Consider the following 19,153-nt stretch of genomic DNA (forward strand, 5'->3'; position numbering starts at 1 on the left):
AGCGAGCGAATCATGAAACTCAGTGCGCTTGGAGTCTCGTGCCCGCCCGGAGCGAAGCGAGGACGGGCATGAGCGGCCTCGCTACCCGGCTCTACAAGGGCCAGGCCGACCTCAACATCGTCGGCAAGCGCAAGATCTGGTTCACCGTCGCGGCGGTGGCGGTGCTGATCGCCGTGGTCAGCTTCTTCGCGCGCGGCTTCACGCTGGGCATCGAGTTCTCCGGCGGCAACGAGTTTCAGGTGCCGGCCTCGGTGGGCACGCTGCAGCACGCGGAAGAGACCGTCGAGGAGGCGCTCGCCGAGGCGCCCAACCCCGGCGGCGACCCGCTCCGGGTGGCCTCCACCCAGCAGGTCGGTGGCGGTGAGGGCACCTACCTGATCCGCACCTCGGAGATGGAGCCGGAGCAGTCCGAGGCGGTCAAGCAGCATCTCGTCGAGGCGTTCGGCATCCCGGCCGGCGAGATCAGCAACAGCCGGGTGAGCGGCGCGTGGGGCGCCCAGGTGACCGAGCGGGCGCTGCTCGGCCTGGTCATCTTCGTCGCCGTCGTGATGCTGTACCTGATCGTCCGGTTCGAGTGGCGGATGGCGGCGGCCGCGGTCTCGTCGCTGCTGTTCGACCTGCTGCTCACCGCCGGCGTGTACTCGCTGGTCGGCTTCGAGATCACCCCGTCGACGATCATCGGGTTCCTCACCATCCTCGGCTTCGCCCTCTACGACGTGGTCGTGGTCTTCGACAAGGTGCAGGAAAACACCCGCGGCATCACGGCGAGCAGCAGCCAGACGTACGCGGAGGCGGCCAACCTCGCGGTCAACCAGACGCTGATGCGGTCGATCAACACCGGCCTCGTCGCGCTGCTGCCCGTCGGTGGCCTGCTCTTCATCGGGGCCGGCCTTCTTGGCGCGGGTACGCTCCGCGACCTCGGCCTCGTGCTCTTCGTCGGTATGGGCATCGCGGTGTACTCGTCGATCTTCTTCGCGACGCCGGTGCTGACCACGCTCAAGGGCTACGAGCCGAAGTACCAGGCGCACACCCAGCGGGTGCTGGCCCGGCGCGCGGCGATCGCCCGCGGCGACGTCACGCCCAAGACGGCGCGTTCGCCGAAGCAGTCGGCGCCGGCCCAGCCGCGCGACGACGCCGAGGTGGCCGCGCTGGCCGGTGCCGCGCCGAAGGTGGGTGCCCGCCCGACCGCCAAGCGCCCGTCCGGCAACCGGGGCGGCCGCTCCGGCAGCCGCCCGCGCGGCGGAAAGCGTCACTGAGTTCGTCCGTGATCAGGGCGTCCCCAAGCGACTTGCGGGGCGCCCTGAACCATGAGTGGCCCTGAACCACGAGCGAAGGAGTACACCGGGTGGCTGACCTCGCGGAGATCGTGGCGGGCCACATCCTGGACGTGCCGGACTTTCCCAGTCCGGGCATCCTCTTCAAGGACCTGACCCCGCTGTTCGCGGACGGGCCGGCGTTCCGCGAGGTGATCGACGGGATCGTGGCCCACCACGGGGCCGGTTCCTTCGACGTGGTGGCCGGTATCGAGGCGCGCGGGTTCGTGGTCGCCGCCGCCATCGCGTACGCCACCGGCCTCGGCGTCGTGCCGATCCGCAAGGCCGGCAAGCTGCCCCGCGCCACCCACAGCGCCTCGTACGAGCTCGAGTACGGCGAGGCCGCGCTGGAGGTGCACACGGATGCGTTCATGGCGGGGGAGCGGGTGCTGGTCGTCGACGACGTACTGGCCACCGGCGGCACCGCCGCCACCACGCTCGACCTGGTGGAGCGCGCCGGGGGAACAGTCGCCGGGTTCACCGTGTTGTTGGAGTTGTCGTTCCTACCGGGTCGGGAGCGGTTGGCGCCGCGCGAGGTTCATGCCGTCCTGACCGTCTAGAAGCACTCTGGCCTGGTGGGCCGAAAGGGTCGTTTACCAGGGCGGACGGGTAGGATTGCCTTCCGCGACCGGCCAGGAACGGTCCGGCGTGGGTAGCGCATGTTGGTGCCGGCCGGATACGGTCGGTGTCATTCCCCGGTGAGGGTGAGGAGGCCGGTGTCTCAGGACGTCGCCCATTCAGTGGAGGGCAGCGTGCATCCGACTGGCGAGGCGCAGCCCGGTCAGGAGGAGGCGACGGCGGCTGCCAATGGCACACCCGCCGAGGCCGTCGACGGCGGCACGGAGGGCGCCGGCATTGTCGTGCCTTTTCCCCCGGTGGAGACCGCCACCCATGACGACCACGTCCACGACGACGAGTCGGCCGAGCCGGCTGCGACGTCGGGCTGGGCCGGCGCGCCGACCGGGCGCCGGGTGCGGGCGCGGCTGGCCCGGTTCAACGCGCCCTGGCAGACCCCGCAGGTGAGCGAGGTGCTGGAGCCGCTGATCGCCACCCACCGCGCGTGCCACCCCAAGGCGGACTCGCGGCTGCTGCAGCGCGCCTTCGACGTGGCCGCCCAGTGGCACTCCGGGCAGTACCGGAAGTCCGGCGACCCGTACATCACGCATCCGCTCGCCGTGGCGACCATCCTGGCCAACCTGGGCATGGACACCACGACGCTGGTCGCCGCCCTGCTGCACGACACGATCGAAGACACCGACTACACCCTCGACGAGATGCGCACCGATTTCGGCGGCGAGGTGGCGCTGCTGGTCGACGGCGTGACCAAGCTCGACAAGGTCAAGCTCGGCGACGCGGCCAAGGCCGAGACCATCCGCAAGATGGTGGTCGCGATGGCCAAAGACCCGCGGGTACTGGTCATCAAGCTCGCCGACCGCCTGCACAACATGCGCACCCTGACCTTCCTGCCCCGGCCCAAGCAGGAGCAGAAGGCCAAGGAGACGCTGGAGATCCTCGCTCCGCTCGCCCACCGCCTGGGTATGAACACGATCAAGTGGGAGCTGGAGGACCTCGCGTTCGGCACGCTGTTCCCCAAGCGGTTCGAGGAGATCAACCGGCTGATCGGCGAGCACCAGCCGCAGCGCGACACGCTGCTGCGCCAGGTGACGCAGAAGGTGCAGCTGGATCTGAAGGCCGCGAAGATCAAGGCCGAGGTGACCGGCCGCCCCAAGCACCTGTACTCGATCTACCAGAAGATGATCGTGCGGGGTCGCGACTTCAACGACATCTACGATCTGATCGGCGTGCGGATCCTGGTCGACACGGTGCGCGACTGTTACGCGGCGTTGGGTGTCATCCACGCCAACTGGCAGCCGGTGCCGGGCCGGTTCAAGGACTACATCGCGATGCCGAAGTTCAACATGTACCAGTCGCTGCACACCACGGTGATCGGCCCGACCGGCAAGCCGGTGGAGATGCAGATCCGCACGCTGGGCATGCACCGCACGGCGGAGTTCGGCATCGCCGCGCACTGGAAGTACAAGGAGCAGAAGGGCGCCACGATCGTCGGGCCGCCGGCCCACATCGACGAGATGACGTGGCTGCGGCAGCTGCTCGACTGGCAGCGGGAGGCGAGCGACCCGAGCGAGTTCCTGGACGCGCTCCGGTTCGACCTCTCCAGCCAGGAGGTGTACGTCTTCACGCCCAAGGGCGACGTGATCCCCCTGCCCACGGGCTCGACGCCGGTCGACTTCGCGTACGCGGTGCACACCGAGGTCGGGCACAAGTGCATCGGCGCGCGGGTCAACGGCAAGCTGGTACCGCTGGAGTCGACGCTCTCCAACGGTGACGTGATCGAGATCTTCACGTCCAAGTCGGAGACGGCCGGCCCGTCGCAGGACTGGCTGGGCTTCGTCAAGAGCCCCCGGGCGCGCACCAAGATCCGGCAGTACTTCAACAAGGAGCGGCGCGAGGAGGCGATCGAGGCCGGCAAGGAGTCGATCGTCAAGGCGATGCGCCGCCAGGGGCTGCCGCTGACCCGGATGCTCACCACCGAAGCGCTGATGGCGATCGCCCGCGACCTGCACCTGGCCGACGTGGCGAGCCTGTACGCGGCGGTGGGGGAGAGCCAGGTCTCCGCCCAGTCCGTCGTGCAGCGGCTCGTCCAGGGCTACGGCGGCGAGGAAGGCGCGGTCGAAGACATCGCCGAGACCGCGGTCGCCACCAGGCCGCCGAGGGCCCGCCAGGCCGTACACGACCCGGGCGTGGTGGTCCGCGGGGTCAGCGACGTCTGGATCAAGCTGGCGCGCTGCTGCACGCCGGTACCGGGCGACGCGGTGTTCGGCTTCGTGACCCGGTCCGGTGGCATCAGCGTCCACCGCGACGACTGCGCCAACGCCGAAGACCTCAAGGCCCAGCCCGACCGCATAGTCGAGGTGACCTGGAAGCCGACGTCGGCCTCCACGTTCCTGGTGGCGATCCAGGTGGAGGCGCTCGACCGGCACAAGCTCCTCGCCGACGTCACCCGGGTCCTGTCGGACGAGCGGGTCAACATCCTCTCCGCCACGGTCACCACGACCCGCGACCGGGTGGCGGTCAGCCGCTTCTCGTTCGAGATGGCCGACCCCAAGCACCTGGGCCACCTGCTGGCGGCGGTGCGCAAGGTCGACGGCGTCTTCGACGCTTACCGTGTCACTTCTGGAGCTTGAGGCTTTGAGGTAGGGCTTTGGGGCCGGGACGACCCACTCTGGGCGGTCAGGCTTGATCCCGGCGTGGGTCGCCCCGGCCCCAAACCCCGCCGCTCACCCTCCGCGGGCACCGCGCCGCGGCCGAACCACTCCTGCACGGCTTTAGTAGCTCTGCCCAGCGGAGCGACTCGACTTGGGGGCCGCTCCCGGGTCGCGTCGTCGTTTCGCTGGGCGGGACTCGCTGAGCTGGAAAGCAGGCACAGACACGACTGGGGTGGACCACGTCGGGTTCGGGGGCAGGGTGACCCGCGCAGGGATCAAGCCTGACCGCCCGGAGCGGGTCGCCCTGCCCCCGAACCCCAACAGTGACCAGCTACGACACAGTCAAAGTGTTGATGTTGATGTCGTTCTTGGGGTGGCCACCCCCAGGCGAAGGATCGAAAGCGCCGTCGTGGCCCTTTTCGGTGGCCTTCTTGATCACGTCGAGGCTGGCCTGGTCGACCTTGCCGATGACGGTGTAGTCGGGCTGGAGCTCGACGTCCTGGTAGATGAAGAAGAACTGGCTGCCGTTGGAGTCCGGGCCGCTGTTGGCCAGGGCCACCACGCCCGCCGGGTAGGCCGGGCGCTCGTTGGCCGGCAGGTACTCGTTGGCGTAGCGGTAGGCGGGGCCGCCGGTGCCGTCGCTCTCCCGGTACCCCTTGCCCTTGGCGCTCGGGTCGCCGCACTGCAGCATGCCGGGGAACATGCGGTGGCACTTGGTGCCGTCGAAGAACTTCTTGCTCGCCAGGAACGAGAAGCTCTCCGCCGCGCACGGGGACTTTGACAGGTCGAGGTTGACGTTGACCTTGCCGAAGTTGGTGTCGACGGTCATCGTCTTGGTGCCGGTGTTGGGCGGGGTGGTGGTCGGCGGTACGCCCACGTCCTTGGTGGTCGCGGTGCGCTCCTCCTTGGGCACCTCGTTCCACACGCAGCTCACCGGGCCGGCGGTGGAGTCGGCCGCGGTGTCGGTGGAGTCGTCGTCACCCGCGGCGTTGACCAGCAGCACCACGCCGACCGCGAGCACCAGCACCGCGACCCCCGCGCCGATGCTCACCTGCCACTGGCGGCGCTTTCTGGCCGCCGCCGCGCGCTCGGCCATCTCCCTTTCGAGCCGGGCTCGCGCCGCGGCGCGCTGGCGCTCCCTTGTGGACGTCACGCTCTTCCTCCTGGGGTGTGGTGCTCCTACCTAAGCTTCTCAGGACTGGCTGGCCGACGCCGCGGGGGTCGGCGTGGCCTCCGGGCTGCCGGAGGGGGCGCCGGTGGCGGGGGCGGAGGCCTCGGGCGTCACCGGGTCCATCTCGCCCACGGTCAGGCTCTGGATCGTGATGTCCTTCTCCGGCTTGACGTTCGCACCCGAACCGTTGTCGACCGTCTTGATCTTTCCGATGTTTTCCACCACGTCCAGGCCGGAGGTCACGCGGCCGACGATCGGGTACGCCGGGGTGTCGGCCGGGCTGAAGTCCTTGAAGAAGATCAGGAACTGGCTGCCGTTGGTGCCCGGCGGGTTGCCGATCAGTGCCACCGTGCCCTTGGGGTAGATCGGCGGCTGCTCGGTGCCGGGGCTCGGCGTGGCCTCGGGGGCCGACGGCACGTTTTCGTTGTAGAAGGAGTACGTGGGGCCGCCCGTGCCGGTGCCGCCCGGGTCGCCGCAGCGCAGCGCGCCGTCCGCGGTGATCTCGGTGCACTTGGTGTTGTCGTAGAAGCCGTTGCCGGCCAGGTGGGCGAAGCTCGCGCTCGCGCATGGCGCGCTGGCCACGTCGAGCGAGACCGTGATCGGGGCGCCCTGGTCGGTGGTGATGGTCATCGGCCGCGTGCCGGTGGTCGGCAGGTCCTTGGTGGGCGGCTGGCCGACGTCTTTGAGGTTGGGGTTGTTGGCGGCGTCCGCGGTGGTCCAGGCACAGACGTCGGCGGCGGCCGTGTCGGTCGGCTCGGAGTCGAAGCCACCGAGCACCCACACGGTGCCGACCACGATCAGCGCGAGCGCGACGGCCGCGCCGACGCCGGCCTGGACGCGCCGCTTGCGGCGGGTCTGCGCCGCCTTGCGCGCCATCTGCCGGTCGTACTTGGCCCGGGCCAGCTTGCGCTGCCGAGTCCTGCTGGAAGCCACCCGCGCTCCCCTTCCTCGCTCCACTCCACCAGCGCCGCGACAGCCGCGACACGCCGTACGCACGAAACTGTGTAGCGCGCGCCACACAACGCCCGCCAGAGTGTACGGGTATCACCTGGGAAAGTGTTGGGTGAGGTCGCCCGTTCCCAATCGGTCACCATCAACACCGATAGGCTTGAGCTCATGTTGGTGAAGGGGTTCCCGGCTGACGCGTTCGGCACCAACTGTTACGTGGTCGCAACCGGGCCGGGTGAGCAGTGTGTGGTGGTCGATCCCGGTATCGGGGTGATCGACCGGCTCGACGCGCTGATCGAGGAGCATCGGCTGCACCCGGCGGCGGTGCTGCTGACCCACGGGCACCTCGACCACACGTTCTCGGTGACCCCGGTGTGCGGGGCGCGCGGCGTGACGGCGTACATCCATCCGGACGACCGCGAGCTGCTCAAAGACCCGACCAAGGCGATCAACTCGGTCGACCCGCGCCAGCTGCTCGGCGGCTTGGAGTGGAGCGAGCCGGACGACGTGGCCGAGCTTGTCGACGGTGCCGTGGTGAGCCTCGCCGGGCTGGAGTTCACGGTCGACCACGCGCCGGGGCACACCCGCGGGTCGGTGCTCTTCCGCGTGCCCGGGCCGGAGTCGGCCGAGCTCTGCCTCTCTGGCGACGTGCTCTTCGCCGGTTCGGTCGGCCGCGTCGACCTGCCCGGCGGCAGCATGGACGCGATGGTCGCCAGCCTGCGCGACAAGATCCTGCCGCTCGCCGACGAGACCGTCGTGCTGCCCGGCCACGGCCCGGCCACGACGATCGGGCGCGAGCGCGTCACCAACCCGTACCTCCTACAAGTCGCCGAGGCTGGAACAGTTTCATGACCCGACCCACGCCGATCTCCGGCTTCCCCGAGTGGCTCCCGCCGCAGCGGATGATCGAGCAGTACGTGATCGACCACATCCGCCGCACCTTCGAGCTGTACGGGTTCGCGCCGCTGGAGACGCGTGCGGTCGAGCCGCTCGACCAGCTGCTGCGCAAGGGTGAGACCTCCAAAGAGGTGTACGTCCTGCGCCGGCTCCAGGCGGGCGAGGGCGAGACCGACGAGGACGCGCTGGGGCTGCACTTCGACCTGACCGTGCCGTTCGCCCGGTTCGTCCTGGAGAACGCCGGGAAGCTCACCTTCCCCTTCCGCCGCTACCAGATCCAGAAGGTGTGGCGGGGCGAGCGGCCGCAGGAGGGGCGCTACCGCGAGTTCCTCCAGGCCGACATCGACATCGTCGACCGCGACACCCTGCCGCCGCACTACGAGGCCGAGATCCCGCTGGTCATCGGCGACGCGCTCGGTTCGCTCCCGATCCCACCGATCCGGATCCAGGTCAACAACCGCAAGGTCTGCGAGGGCTTCTACCGGGGGCTCGGGCTGACCGACCCGGAGGCGGCGCTGCGCGCGGTCGACAAGCTGGACAAGATCGGTCCGGAAAAGGTCGCCGCGCTGCTGATGGAGACCGCCGGCGCCGACGACCAGCAGGCCGCCGCCTGCCTGCGGCTGGCCGAGATCTCCGCGCCGGACGCGTCGTTCGCCGACCGGGTACGGGCGCTGGGCGTGACGCACCCGCTGCTCGACGAGGGCATCGACGAGCTGGTGCGGGTGGTCGAGACCGCCGCCGAGCACGCCCCCGGCCTCTGCGTCGCCGACCTCAGGATCGCGCGCGGCCTCGACTACTACACCGGCACCGTCTACGAGACCCAGATGATCGGGTACGAGAGGTTCGGCTCGATCTGCTCCGGCGGCCGGTACGACAACCTGGCCAGCGCCGGCAACGACCGCTTCCCGGGCGTGGGCATCTCGATCGGCGTGACCCGGCTCCTCGGGCTGCTCTTCGGCGCGGGCGCGCTCACCGCGAGCCGCGCCGTACCGACGGCCGTGCTCGTCGCGCTCCCCACCGAGGAGCGGCGGGCCGAGTGCGACCGGGTCGCCGCGGCGCTGCGCGGGCGGGGGATCGCGACCGAGGTGGCGCCGAGCGCGGCCAAGTACGGCAAGCAGATCCGTTTCGCCGAGCGGCGCGGCATCCCGTTCGTCTGGTTTCCGGGCGCGGAGGGCGGGGGCGACACGGTCAAGGACATCCGCTCCGGCGACCAGGTCGACGCCGACGCCGCGACGTGGAGCCCGCCCGCCGGCGACCTCCGCGCCGCCGTGGCCGGCGCCTAGCGGATCATTTCCGCTACCGCGACGTCCGCGGTGGCCCGACCCAACGCCACTCAGCCTGAGTCGATCACGGGGTCAGCCCGTCCTGGGCGGGACGGCTTGACACCCCAGAACCGGTCGACGCGTCGGCGATCGTGGTATTTCAGTGCCCCTCCGAGGGCACCTGGATACCACGATCTCAACAACCGCCCGTGGCCCGTATAGGAGGCGCCCTGCGCACCGAACGACCCCCGATTTCGGGCCATCGATCATCGGCTACACCCGAGCTGACCGCCCTTTGCCATGATCGGCGCTGCGAGATCGGCCCAAGCCGCGGATCGTGGTACGGATCCGCCCGCCCGAGGGCGGCTGCGTACCACGATCTCGACCGCCCGCCCGGTGATGATCGCGGACCGGTCCGCGTGGGCCGGGCGATGGCCTGATGCTCCTGAGTGTGCCCAGGTCACAGGGCCTTGATCGAATCAGCGTTGGGGCTGGGTCGTTGCTCCCGCGGCCTCACCCTCCGCGGTTCGACGTTTTGCCGACCGCGATGACGATGTCGGTGTCGGAGGCGGGGCGCGGCGGCCGCCACGAGTGCGGCAGCACCCGCTAACCGGGTGGGTGCTCCAGCGCCCCGGCCAGCAGTCGCAGCAGGTCGGCCAGGCGGGCGCTCTCCTCGTACCCGATGGGAAGCTGGTCCCAAACGGCGCGGACGTCGCGGGTGACGCGCTCGTGGGTCGTGCGGCCGCGCGGGGTGATGTAGGCGCGGATGCGCCGCCGGTCCATGGGGTCGATGCGCCGGTAGACCAGGTTTTCGTCGACGAGGTGGTCGACCAGCTTGGTGAGCGTGCCCGGCGGCAGGAACGCGAGGTCGGAGATCTCGGTCATCGGGTGGCCGGCGCCGTCGGCGAGGATCGACAGGACCCGCCACTCGTCGGGTGTGCGGCCGTGCGCGTCGAGCACGTCGCGCAGCCGCCGGGAGAGCAGCCGCTCCGCGCGCGTGACGAGGAGAACGACATCTTCCGACGCGAGAGCTTGTGGCCGCACCGGCAGACCTGGCATCGGCTCATGCTACAGATCGGCCGCAGGTCCCGGCAGGCTCTGGTTTCGCGGCCATGCGGCGGGAATCATGCGGTCATGTCGATTGTCGACCACGCGGCGCTCAACGTCGCGCTGGTCTACCCGATGCGCGGGCCGGCCGGGATCTTCGGGCCGACCTGCGAGCTCTGCGCGCGGCTGGCCGCCGAGGAGATCAACGAGGCGGGCGGGGTGCTCGGCCGCGAGCTGCGGCTGGTGCCGGTCGACGGCGGCGCGCCGCCCGAGCGGGTCGCCGACGAGGTCGAGGCGCTGGTGCGGATGGGGGCGGTCGACGGGGTCACCGGCTGGCACATCTCGTCGGTGCGGCAGGCGGTGGCGCCGCGGATCGCGCACCGGGTGCCCTATGTGTACACCGCGCTGTACGAGGGCGGCGAGCGCACCGAGGGCGTCTTCATGACCAGCGAGACCCCCGCCGACCAGCTGTTGCCGGCGATGCGCCTGCTCGCCCGGGAGCGCCGGGTGCGCCGGTGGTACGTGGTGGGCAACGACTACGTGTGGCCGCGCCGCACCGCCCGCAAGGCCCGGCGGTACGCGCTGGACTGCGGCGGGCGGGTGGCCGGCGAGACGTACCTGCCGCTCGGCACCCACGACTACCGCGACGTGCTGCGCCGGATCGAGCAGACCGGCGCGGACGCGGTGGTGATGCTGCTGGTGGGGAGCGACGCGGTCCGCTTCAACCGGGCGTTCGCGCGGTCCAATCTGGACGCCCGCTGCCTGCGCCTGTCCACGCTCATGGACGAGAACATGCTGCTGGCCAGCGGGGCCCGGGCGACCGCCGGGCTGTACAGCACGGCCGGGTTCTTCGCCGGCCTGGTCACCCGGGAAAACCTCGACTTCCACGGCCGGTACGCGCGGCGGTTCGGGGTGGAGGCGCCGCCGCTGGGCAGCCTGGGGGAGTCCTGCTACGAGGGGGTACGGCTGCTCGCCGCGCTGATCTCGCGGGCCGGCACGGTGGACGTACGGGCGATCGGGGCGAGCGCCGAGTCCGTGTCGTACGAGGGGCCGCGCGGTCGACTGTGGATGCGCGACCGCCACCTGCGCCAGCGGATCTACCTCGCCGAGGCGGACGCGCTCGACTTCAACGTCGTGGCCGAGCTGACCCCTTGACACTGTGGACGCCCGTCGAGATACTTCCTGTGGGAAGTAACGCGAATAGTTAATTGCCTGTGCAGAGGTCGGGGAGACCTTTGTGCGGGCATTTCTTTATGCAGGGGAAGTGCTATTTCGGAAACAGGCTCTTAAGGGCCGGGAAATACCTCCGCAACGATTCGAGCAGACGCTGACCCTGCCATTCCGGCCCCCGGTGTCGTGGCGCCGAATCCCCTGGTGCGGAGGTTCTGATGTTGGATATTCGCGGGCGCTGGAAAGGCGTCCTGTTGCCCCTCGCGGCGATACTCGCGCTGAGCGCGTGCGGCAGCAAGACGGGTGAGAACGAGTCCACCGGCGGCGCGGTGGCGGACACGTCCGGCGACACCGTCAAGGTCGGCCTGCTCAACTCCCTGTCCGGCACGATGGCGATCAGCGAGGTCACCGTCCGCGACTCCATCAGGCTCGCGGTCGAGGAGATCAACGCCGCCGGCGGCGTGCTCGGCAAGAAGATCGAGCCGATCAGCGAGGACGGCGCCTCGGACTGGCCGACGTTCGCCGAGAAGGCCGAGAAGCTCATCCGGGAGGACAAGGTCGCCGCGGTCTTCGGCTGCTGGACCTCGGCCAGCCGCAAGGCGGTCAAGCCGGTCTTCGAGGAGAACAAGGCGCTGCTGTTCTACCCCGTGCAGTACGAGGGGCTGGAGCAGTCGCCGTACATCTTCTACACCGGCGCCACCACCAACCAGCAGATCGTGCCGGGGCTGGACTACCTCAAGTCGCAGGGCAAGACCTCGGTCTACCTGGTGGGCAGCGACTACGTCTTCCCGCGTACCGCCAACAAGATCATCAAGGCATATGCGGCGGCGAACGGGATGACCGTCCTCGGCGAGGACTACGCGCCGCTCGGCTCGACCGAGTTCGGCACGATCGTCAACAAGGTCAAGGCGTCCAAGGCTTCGGCAGTGTTCAATACGTTGAACGGTGACAGCAACGTGGCCTTCTTCAAGGAGTACAAGTCGGCCGGGCTCACCGCCGCCACGATGCCGGTGGTCTCCGTGTCGATCGCCGAGGAAGAGGTCAAGAGCATCGGCACGCAGTACCTCGACGGCCAGCTCACCGCCTGGAACTACTACCAGACCACGCCCGGCGCGGCCAACGACAAGTTCGTGAAGGCGTACAAGGCGAAGTACGGGCAGGACAAGCCGACCAGCGACCCGATGGAGGCCGCGTACGTCTCGGTCTACCTGTGGAAGGCGATGGTCGAGAAGGCCGGCAAGTTCGACGTCGCGGCCGTCAAGTCCGCCTCCGACGGGGTCACGTTCGAGGCGCCCGAGGGGCTGGTCACGATCGACGGCGCGACGCAGCACATCTACAAGACCGCGCGGATCGGCAAGGTCGGCCCCGACGGCCTGATCACCGAGGTGTGGAACTCCGGCCAGCCGGTCAAGCCGGACCCGTACCTCAAGGGCTACCCGTGGGCCACCGGCCTGAGCTGACGTCGGGTGCCCGCCTTCGGGCGGGCACCTCCCACCGCGGAGGTCCGCCATGACCGTCATCGTCAGCCAACTCTTCACCGGCGTCAGCATCGGCGCGGTACTGCTGCTCATCGCGCTCGGCCTGTCGCTCACCTTCGGCCAGATGGGCGTCATCAACATGGCGCACGGCGAGTTCATCATGGCCGGTGCCTACACCGTGTACGTGCTGCAGAAGGTGATCACCGGCGCCGGCTGGTCGCTGCTCGTGGCGCTGCCGCTGGCGTTCGCGGTGGCCGGCGCGATGGGCGTGCTGCTGGAGTTCCTGCTCATCCGCCGCCTCTACGCGCGGCCGCTGGACACCCTCCTGGTCACCTGGGGCGTCTCGCTGATCCTCCAGCAGTTGGCCCGGGACATCTTCGGCGCGCCCAACGTGCAGACCCGCGCGCCGGACGCCCTGACCGGCAACATCAAGATCACAGACGATCTGGTACTGAGCAACAACCGCCTCTTCATCCTCGCGCTCGCCCTGCTGGCCGTGGTGGCGCTGACGCTGGTGCTGCGCTTCTCCTCGCTCGGCCGGCGGATCCGCGCCGTGGTGCAGAACCGCGACCTCGCCGCGGTCTCCGGCATCCCGACCGGGCGGGTCGACCGGCTCACGTTCCTCATCGGCTCGGGGCTGGCCGGGGTGGCCGGCGTCGCGCTCACCCTGCTCGGCCCGATCGGCCCGACGATGGGCACCAACGTCATCATCGACGCGTTCCTCGTCGTGGTGGCCGGCGGCATCGGGCACCTCAAGGGCAGCGTGATCGTGGCGTTCGCGCTGGGCACGCTCCAGTCCCTCGTCGAGTACTCCACGACGGTCAGTGTCGCCAAGGTGGGCGTCTTCGTGGCGATCGTGGCCTTCCTCCAGTGGCGGCCGCAGGGGCTGTTCACGTTGCGGACCCGGAGCCTGGCATGAGATCTCTTTCCTGGCGTGCCGGTGCCGGCTTCGCGGTCGGCGCCGTGCTCCTCTTCGGTGTCGCGCCGTTCGCCCTGTCCGACTTCCGGCTCAGCCTGCTCGCCAAGTACCTGTGCCTGGCGATGGTCGCGGTCGGCATCGGGCTGGCCTGGGGGCGGGGCGGGCTGCTCACGCTCGGCCAGGGCGTCTTCTTCGGGCTGGGCGGCTACGCGATGGCCATGCACATGAAGCTCGCCGACGCGGGTCCCGGCGAGATGCCCGACTTCATGCAGCTGTACGGCCAGCTCGACGCGCTGCCCTGGTGGTGGCGGCCGTTCGCCAACCCGGCCTTCGCGCTGCCGGCCACCGTGCTGCTGCCGATGCTCGTCGCGTTCCTGCTCGGGTCGCTGGTCTTCCGGCGGCGGGTGCGGGGCGCGTACTTCGCGATCCTCAGCCAGGCGCTCGCCGCCGCGATGGCGATCCTCCTCATCGGACAGCAGGGCACCACCGGCGGCACCAACGGGCTCACCGACTTCCAGGGCTTCTTCGGGTACGACCTGGACGACCCGGTCAACCAGCGGATGGTGTACTTCATCGTCGCCGGTGTGCTGCTCCTGCTGCTGGCCATCGCGCGGCAGCTGATGCGGTCGCGGTACGGCGAGCTGCTCGTGGCGGTGCGCGACAGCGAGGAGCGGGTCCGCTTCCTCGGGTACAACCCGGCGAACGTCAAGCTCGTCGCGTACGTGACCGCCGCCGGCATGGCCGGGCTCGCCGGCGCGCTGTTCGTACCGGCGGTCGGCATCATCAACCCGGCGCTGATCGGGATCGTGCCGTCGATCGAGTTCGTGATCGGGGTCGCGGTCGGCGGGCGGGCCTCGCTGCTCGGCCCGGTGCTCGGCGCGGTCGCGGTGGCGTGGGCGAAGACCACCCTCTCCGAGGAGTTCCCGGCCGCCTGGACGTACCTGCAGGGGTTGTTGTTCGTGCTGGTCGTGGCGTTCCTGCCGGGCGGCCTGGCGTCCGTCGTGCGCCTGCTCCGGCGGCGGCGTCGACCGCCACCCGACCCGGCTCCGGTCTCACCGGCACCGGTCGTGGCGCAGGAGGTGACGGCATGAGCGAGCGAATCATCGGGTGCGGTGCGTTTGGAGCCTCGTGCCCGCCCGCGGCGAAGCGAGGACGGGCATGAGCGGGACCGGGCTGGTGGTGCGCGACCTGCGGGTGGTCTTCGACGGCTTCGCGGCCGTGGACGGGGTCGACCTGGAGGTGGCGCCGGGCGACATCCGGTTTCTCATCGGGCCGAACGGCGCCGGCAAGACCACGCTCGTCGACGCGGTGACCGGGCTGGTCAAGGCCACCGGCTCGGCGCGCTTCGGCGACGAGGAGCTGCTGGGGCGGCCGGTGCACCGGATCGCGCGGATGGGCGTGGGGCGCACGTTTCAGACCGCGACGGTGTTCGAGGAGCTGACCGTGCTGCAAAACCTCGACATCGCGGCCGGTGCGGGGCGTGGCGCGCTGACGCTGTTGCGGCGCCGCCGGTCGGTGCCGGCCGCTGTCTCCGCGGCGCTGGAGACGATCGGGCTGGCCGCCCTGCGCGACCTGCCCGCGGGCTCGCTCGCGCACGGGCAGAAGCAGTGGCTGGAGATCGGCATGCTGCTCGTCCAGGACGTCAAGCTGCTGCTGCTCGACGAGCCGGTCGCCGGCATGAGCCACGACGAGCGGGACGCCACCGGCGAGCTGCTGCGGGTGGTGAGCGCCGACCGCACGGTGGTGGTGATCGAGCACGACATGGACTTCATGCGCAACTTCGCCAACACGGTGACGGTGCTGCACGCCGGCAAGGTGCTCAGCCAGGGCACGGTCGCGCAGGTGCAGGCGGATCCGGCGGTACAGCAGGTGTATCTGGGGGTTGGCTGATGCTGGAACTCGACGGCCTCCACGTCGGCTACGGCCGCAGCCTCGTGCTGCACGGCGTGTCGCTCTCCGTACCCGACGACGGCGTGGCCGCGGTCATGGGGCACAACGGCGCCGGCAAGAGCACGCTGCTGCGGGCGGCGATCGGGCTCCTCAAGCCGCGCGGCGGGCGGGTGCTCCTCGGCGGCGAGGACGTGACCCGGCTGGCGCCGCACGAGCGGGTGGCGCGCGGCATGGCGTACGTGCCGCAGGGGCAGCAGTCCTTCCCACACCTCACCACCGCGGAAAACCTCCAGCTCATCGCCGACTCCCGCCCCGACGGCAAGGCGGCGACGGCCGACGCGCTGGACCTCTTCCCGGCGCTGCGCGGCCTGATGGGGCGGCGGGCCGGCCTGCTCTCCGGCGGGCAGCGGCAGCAGCTGGCGATCGCGCGGGCGCTGATCACGTCACCGCGGCTGCTGCTGCTCGACGAGCCGACCGAGGGCATCCAGCCGTCCGTGGTCGCCGAGATCCAGGAGACCATCCTGTCGCTCACCCGGCGGGGCGGGCTGTCGGTACTGCTGGTGGAGCAACACGTCGGGTTCGCGCTGCGGGCGGCGGAGCGGTACTACGTACTGGAGTCGGGGCGGGTGACCTCGTCCGGCGCGGGCGGGCAGGAGGCGGAGCGGGACGTGCGCCAGGCCCTCGCCGTCTAGCCCGCTCTCCCCACGGCTGTGATCGAAGCTCCCCTCAAGTCGTTCTAGCGACTTGAGGGGAGCTTCGATCAGGCGGGCCGGGGCACATCGTGCCTGAAGAAGCGCGGTCCTTTATGGAATGTCGAAGAGCAGGCAGCTCGACGTGGCGTGCGCGGCGAGGCGCCCCTTGCCGTCGGTGAGCCGCGCCTCGGCCAGGGCGGTGCGCCGCCCGCGGGAGACCACCGTGCCCTCGCAGCGCAGCAGGCCGGAGTCGGTGGTGACCGGCCGGAGGAACTTCACGTTGAGGTCGAGCGTGGTGTAGCCGACGCCGGCCGGCAGCGTCGAGTGCACCGCGCACCCGGCGGCGGTGTCGAGCAGCGTGGAGATGACGCCGCCGTGCACCGAGCCGAGCGGGTTGTAGTGGAACTCCGCCGCGGTCATCTCCACGGCCACCCGCCCCTCGTCCGCCTCCAGGCGCGCCGCGCCGATCAGCTCCATGACCGGTGGCACGGGAAGCTCACCGGAGATCATCGCGCGCAGCAGGTCCAGCCCGGACCGCCGGCCGATCAGCGCCGCGTTGCCCGACGGGTCCGCCCACTCGAACGTCCGGCTCCTCTTCTTCAGGGCCCCGGCGCCGTCGCTCCCACCCAGCGCGGCCTGAGTCTGTGTCATGGACGCAGACTGTCACCCGTTTGCTGGGTCTGTCAACGAGACTTAGGCTCGCCCTTGTGAGACCTCAGGCACTCGACTGGTCGGTGGAGAACTGCACGATCGCCCGCGCCATGGCCATCCTGGGCGAGCGGTGGACGGTCGTGGTGCTGCGCGACATCTTCGCCGGCATCCGCCGCTTCGACGACATGCGCCAGCGCAGCGGCATCCCCCGCCAGGTGCTGGCCAACCGCCTGGCGATGCTGGTCGACAACGGCGTGCTGCGCCGCGTGCCGTACCGCGAGCCCGGTGCCCGCCCCCGCCACGAGTACCGCCTGACGGAGAAGGGCTTCGACCTCTACCCGGTGCTCGCCGCCGTCGCCGAGTGGGGCAACCGCCACCTCGCCGACCCCGAGGGCCCACCGGTGTCGATCGTCCACCGCGACTGCGGCGCCGAGGTACGTCCGGTGCTGCGCTGCGCCGCCGGCCACGACGCCCTCGAGCCCCGCGAGGTGGCCACCGCCCCCGGCCCCGGTGCCCGCCGCCGCTGACCCCCGCCCCGAGCCATCGGCCCGGCCGTGCCCGGCTCGCGCTCCCCATCTCCGAGGCGGGCCGGGGGCTTTCGACCAGAGTCCTCAGGAGGCGGGGACCTCGGCGGCGGGCTGGCTGAGGGTCGGGTCGGGCAGGACGGCCGGGGACTGCTCGTCGGCGGGTGGGGCGGGGTTGGGGGACGACGGCGAGGTCATCGGGGACGGGTCGGGCTCGGCGGACGGGGTGGTCGGGGTGCAGGACGCGGGCAGTTCGCCGTCGCCGCGCTGGGTGGCCGCCGTCGGGGTCAGGACCTCGACCTGGACCCAGACCGGGCCGGCGCCGTGCGGGACGGACGACGGTACGGCCAGGGCACCGCCGCCGGGCGCGGCGAAGTCGGTGCTGGAGGTGCCGCTCGCCCCGTCCGACCAGGTGACCCGGTAGGTGACCGTCGTCGGCGCGGAGACCGTGACCAGCGCGGACGCCGAGTACGTGCACGCGGTCGGGTCGATCGAGACGGCGACCGTCAGGCCGGTGACCTCCGCGGGCGGGGGCGGGGGCGTGGTGCCGCCGGTCTCGCCGCCGCCACCGCCGCTCGGCTCGGTCCCCGGGCCGGTGCCGGGGACGGTGGCGCCGCCGGCCGGCCGGGTGGTGCCCGACACGGGGTCGGTCACCATCCCGCCGCCCGGGTTGGTGCGCTCGGCGTCCAGTGGGGACAGTGGGTCCCGCGGGGAGGAGGGGTAGAGCAGCACCCCGGGCATGCCGAGCGCCCGCGCGCCACCCGGCGGGGCGGCGGAGGGGTCGGCGCCGGGAGGTGCGGGGCGTACCGCCGCGTCGGCACGACCGGCCAGGCCGGGACTGTTGGGACCGCCGGCCGCGCTGGCGAGGGTGGCCGCCACCGGTACGAGCAGGGCGGCGCCCGCCGTGAGGATGGTGACCCGGCGCCGGCGGGGCGGGCGGGCCCGGCGACCGTCCGGTGCGGCCGGGGGAGCGGCCGAGTCCGGCGGTCCGGCCACGGCGGCACCGGGCAGGACCGCCACGCTGTGCTGGCCGATGTACGCGCGCCGGGACGTGAGCGGCACCCGGTACACGGTGCGGGTCCTCGGCCGTGCCGCCGCGAGCAGTGCCGCGCGGGCGGCGGCCGAGTCCATGCGGTCGGCCACGTCCTTGGCCAGCAGGCCGTCGATGACCGCGGCGAGCGCCATGCCCCGTACCGGCCGGGGGTGCGGGTCGCAGACGGTGGCGATGAGGCAGGCCATCGCGTCTTCACGGGCGAACGGGCCGTACCCCTCCACCGCGTAGAACAGCGTGGCGCCCAGCCCGAACAGGTCGGCCGGCACCCCGCCCTCGTCGCCGTGCAGCCGCTCCGGCGCCACGTAGCCCGGGCTGCCCATCACCGCCGAACCGCGCAGCGGGACCGGCGCGCCGGCCACCGTGGCGATGGAGAAGTCGGTGAGCAGCGGGCGGTCGTTGGATATCAGCACGTTGGACGGCTTGACGTCCCGGTGCACGACCCCGGCCCCGTGCGCCGCGTCCAGCGCGTCGAGCAGCCCCAGCCCCAGCCGGGCGGCCGCCACGCTGTCCAGCGGACCCTCCTGCGCCACCACCTCGCGCAGCGAACGACCCTCGACCAGCCGCATGATCACCCATGGCTGGTCGGCGTCGTCCACCGCGTCGTAGATCGCGACGACGTTCGGATGGACGAGGCGGCCGGCGCTCAGCGCCTCCACCATCGCCCGATATTTGACCTCTTCACGCTCCTCCGGAGTCATGGGCTGGGTGAAGCGGATCTCTTTGACCGCCACCCAACGGGCGAGGCGCTCGTCGAACGCGCGCCACACCACTCCCATCCCACCGGAGCCCAGTACCGAGTCGAGCCGGTACCGTCCCCCAACGACGTGCCCCGACGACGCCACGCCTGATCCTCCCGTGCTACCGCAGCATGAACACTTCAGCACCTGTTAGGGAGGCGAGCCATCCCAGA

17 protein-coding genes are annotated in these 19,153 nt (G+C 71.0%); 12 read left to right on the forward strand and 5 right to left on the reverse strand.

Annotated features, from left to right (window positions below):
- The first annotated feature begins 68 nt into the window (after positions 1-68).
- The 3 genes from secF (at position 69) to RB614_RS25665 (ending at position 4,519) form a co-directional block, all read left to right on the forward strand.
- Entirely contained in the window at positions 69-1,256 is a 1,188-nt protein-coding gene (secF, locus tag RB614_RS25655) for a protein translocase subunit SecF (protein ID WP_308715187.1), read from the forward strand.
- 89 nt (positions 1,257-1,345) lie between these two features.
- Entirely contained in the window at positions 1,346-1,873 is a 528-nt protein-coding gene (locus RB614_RS25660; RefSeq protein WP_308715188.1) for an adenine phosphoribosyltransferase, read from the forward strand.
- 180 nt (positions 1,874-2,053) lie between these two features.
- Positions 2,054-4,519, forward strand: coding sequence for a RelA/SpoT family protein (locus tag RB614_RS25665; protein ID WP_428983114.1), 2,466 nt, complete (start codon positions 2,054-2,056; stop codon positions 4,517-4,519).
- 352 nt (positions 4,520-4,871) lie between these two features.
- Here the strand turns inward: RB614_RS25665 and RB614_RS25670 are convergent, their stop codons facing one another.
- Positions 4,872-5,693: a peptidylprolyl isomerase gene (locus tag RB614_RS25670; RefSeq protein WP_308715190.1), complete on the reverse strand. Its 822-nt coding sequence runs from the start codon at positions 5,691-5,693 to the stop codon at positions 4,872-4,874.
- A 39-nt stretch (positions 5,694-5,732) separates the two neighbouring features.
- Positions 5,733-6,644 carry a peptidylprolyl isomerase gene (locus tag RB614_RS25675; protein WP_308715191.1) on the reverse strand — a complete coding sequence of 304 codons (912 nt, stop codon included), beginning with the start codon at positions 6,642-6,644 and terminating at the stop codon, positions 5,733-5,735.
- Between the two features lie 183 nt (positions 6,645-6,827).
- On the opposite strand from RB614_RS25675, the gene RB614_RS25680 reads away from it, so the two are divergent.
- Both RB614_RS25680 and hisS read left to right on the forward strand, forming a co-directional pair.
- On the forward strand, positions 6,828-7,511 hold the full coding sequence (locus tag RB614_RS25680) for an MBL fold metallo-hydrolase (protein ID WP_308715192.1): 684 nt from the start codon (positions 6,828-6,830) through the stop codon (positions 7,509-7,511).
- The gene (gene hisS, locus RB614_RS25685) at positions 7,508-8,839 is read left to right on the forward strand and encodes a histidine--tRNA ligase (RefSeq protein ID WP_308715193.1); all 1,332 of its coding nucleotides are present in this window, start codon (positions 7,508-7,510) and stop codon (positions 8,837-8,839) included. The genes RB614_RS25680 and hisS overlap by 4 nt, the downstream gene beginning before the upstream one ends.
- 585 nt (positions 8,840-9,424) lie before the next feature.
- Here hisS and RB614_RS25690 read toward each other — a convergent pair.
- Positions 9,425-9,877 (reverse strand): MarR family winged helix-turn-helix transcriptional regulator, encoded by a 453-nt coding sequence (locus RB614_RS25690; protein ID WP_308715194.1) that lies wholly within the window; start codon positions 9,875-9,877, stop codon positions 9,425-9,427.
- A gap of 75 nt (positions 9,878-9,952) precedes the next feature.
- On the opposite strand from RB614_RS25690, the gene RB614_RS25695 reads away from it, so the two are divergent.
- From RB614_RS25695 to urtE, 6 genes are all read left to right on the forward strand, one after another.
- Entirely contained in the window at positions 9,953-11,020 is a 1,068-nt protein-coding gene (locus RB614_RS25695; RefSeq protein WP_308715195.1) for a substrate-binding domain-containing protein, read from the forward strand.
- 233 nt (positions 11,021-11,253) lie between these two features.
- Positions 11,254-12,495 (forward strand): urea ABC transporter substrate-binding protein, encoded by a 1,242-nt coding sequence (gene urtA / locus RB614_RS25700; protein ID WP_308715196.1) that lies wholly within the window; start codon positions 11,254-11,256, stop codon positions 12,493-12,495.
- Positions 12,496-12,544: 49 nt separating this feature from the next.
- Entirely contained in the window at positions 12,545-13,432 is an 888-nt protein-coding gene (urtB, locus tag RB614_RS25705; RefSeq protein WP_308715197.1) for an urea ABC transporter permease subunit UrtB, read from the forward strand.
- On the forward strand, positions 13,429-14,523 hold the full coding sequence (urtC, locus tag RB614_RS25710) for an urea ABC transporter permease subunit UrtC (RefSeq protein ID WP_308715198.1): 1,095 nt from the start codon (positions 13,429-13,431) through the stop codon (positions 14,521-14,523). Before urtB ends, urtC begins: the two co-directional genes overlap by 4 nt.
- A gap of 67 nt (positions 14,524-14,590) precedes the next feature.
- Positions 14,591-15,322 carry an urea ABC transporter ATP-binding protein UrtD gene (gene urtD / locus RB614_RS25715; RefSeq protein ID WP_308715199.1) on the forward strand — a complete coding sequence of 244 codons (732 nt, stop codon included), beginning with the start codon at positions 14,591-14,593 and terminating at the stop codon, positions 15,320-15,322.
- Complete coding sequence (gene urtE, locus RB614_RS25720) at positions 15,322-16,014, forward strand: urea ABC transporter ATP-binding subunit UrtE (protein WP_308715200.1); 693 nt, start codon at positions 15,322-15,324, stop codon at positions 16,012-16,014. The genes urtD and urtE overlap by 1 nt, the downstream gene beginning before the upstream one ends.
- A gap of 111 nt (positions 16,015-16,125) precedes the next feature.
- Here the strand turns inward: urtE and RB614_RS25725 are convergent, their stop codons facing one another.
- Positions 16,126-16,665, reverse strand: a complete 540-nt coding sequence (locus RB614_RS25725; protein ID WP_308715201.1) for a PaaI family thioesterase — start codon at positions 16,663-16,665, stop codon at positions 16,126-16,128.
- Between the two features lie 56 nt (positions 16,666-16,721).
- Here RB614_RS25725 and RB614_RS25730 point away from each other — a divergent pair, with 56 nt between their 5' ends.
- Positions 16,722-17,192 carry a winged helix-turn-helix transcriptional regulator gene (locus RB614_RS25730; RefSeq protein WP_308715202.1) on the forward strand — a complete coding sequence of 157 codons (471 nt, stop codon included), beginning with the start codon at positions 16,722-16,724 and terminating at the stop codon, positions 17,190-17,192.
- An 84-nt stretch (positions 17,193-17,276) separates the two neighbouring features.
- On the opposite strand, the gene RB614_RS25735 is transcribed toward RB614_RS25730, so the two are convergent.
- Positions 17,277-19,085, reverse strand: a complete 1,809-nt coding sequence (locus RB614_RS25735) for a serine/threonine-protein kinase (RefSeq protein WP_308715203.1) — start codon at positions 19,083-19,085, stop codon at positions 17,277-17,279.
- Between the last annotated feature and the right edge of the window lie 68 nt (positions 19,086-19,153).

Origin of the sequence: Phytohabitans maris (assembly GCF_031085175.1) — a bacterium.
Lineage (GTDB): Bacteria > Actinomycetota > Actinomycetes > Mycobacteriales > Micromonosporaceae > Phytohabitans > Phytohabitans maris.

Bases quoted from the DNA above. Each gene is read 5' to 3' on its own strand.
- RB614_RS25695 (WP_308715195.1), top strand. From the start codon at position 9,953: ATGTCGATTGTCGACCACGCGGCGCTCAACGTCGCGCTGGTCTACCCG.
- urtA (WP_308715196.1), top strand. From the start codon at position 11,254: ATGTTGGATATTCGCGGGCGCTGGAAAGGCGTCCTGTTGCCCCTCGCG.
- RB614_RS25690 (WP_308715194.1), bottom strand. From the start codon at position 9,877: ATGCCAGGTCTGCCGGTGCGGCCACAAGCTCTCGCGTCGGAAGATGTC.
- hisS (WP_308715193.1), top strand. From the start codon at position 7,508: ATGACCCGACCCACGCCGATCTCCGGCTTCCCCGAGTGGCTCCCGCCG.
- urtE (WP_308715200.1), top strand. From the start codon at position 15,322: ATGCTGGAACTCGACGGCCTCCACGTCGGCTACGGCCGCAGCCTCGTG.
- urtD (WP_308715199.1), top strand. From the start codon at position 14,591: ATGAGCGGGACCGGGCTGGTGGTGCGCGACCTGCGGGTGGTCTTCGAC.
- urtB (WP_308715197.1), top strand. From the start codon at position 12,545: ATGACCGTCATCGTCAGCCAACTCTTCACCGGCGTCAGCATCGGCGCG.
- RB614_RS25725 (WP_308715201.1), bottom strand. From the start codon at position 16,665: ATGACACAGACTCAGGCCGCGCTGGGTGGGAGCGACGGCGCCGGGGCC.
- RB614_RS25680 (WP_308715192.1), top strand. From the start codon at position 6,828: ATGTTGGTGAAGGGGTTCCCGGCTGACGCGTTCGGCACCAACTGTTAC.
- urtC (WP_308715198.1), top strand. From the start codon at position 13,429: ATGAGATCTCTTTCCTGGCGTGCCGGTGCCGGCTTCGCGGTCGGCGCC.
- secF (WP_308715187.1), top strand. From the start codon at position 69: ATGAGCGGCCTCGCTACCCGGCTCTACAAGGGCCAGGCCGACCTCAAC.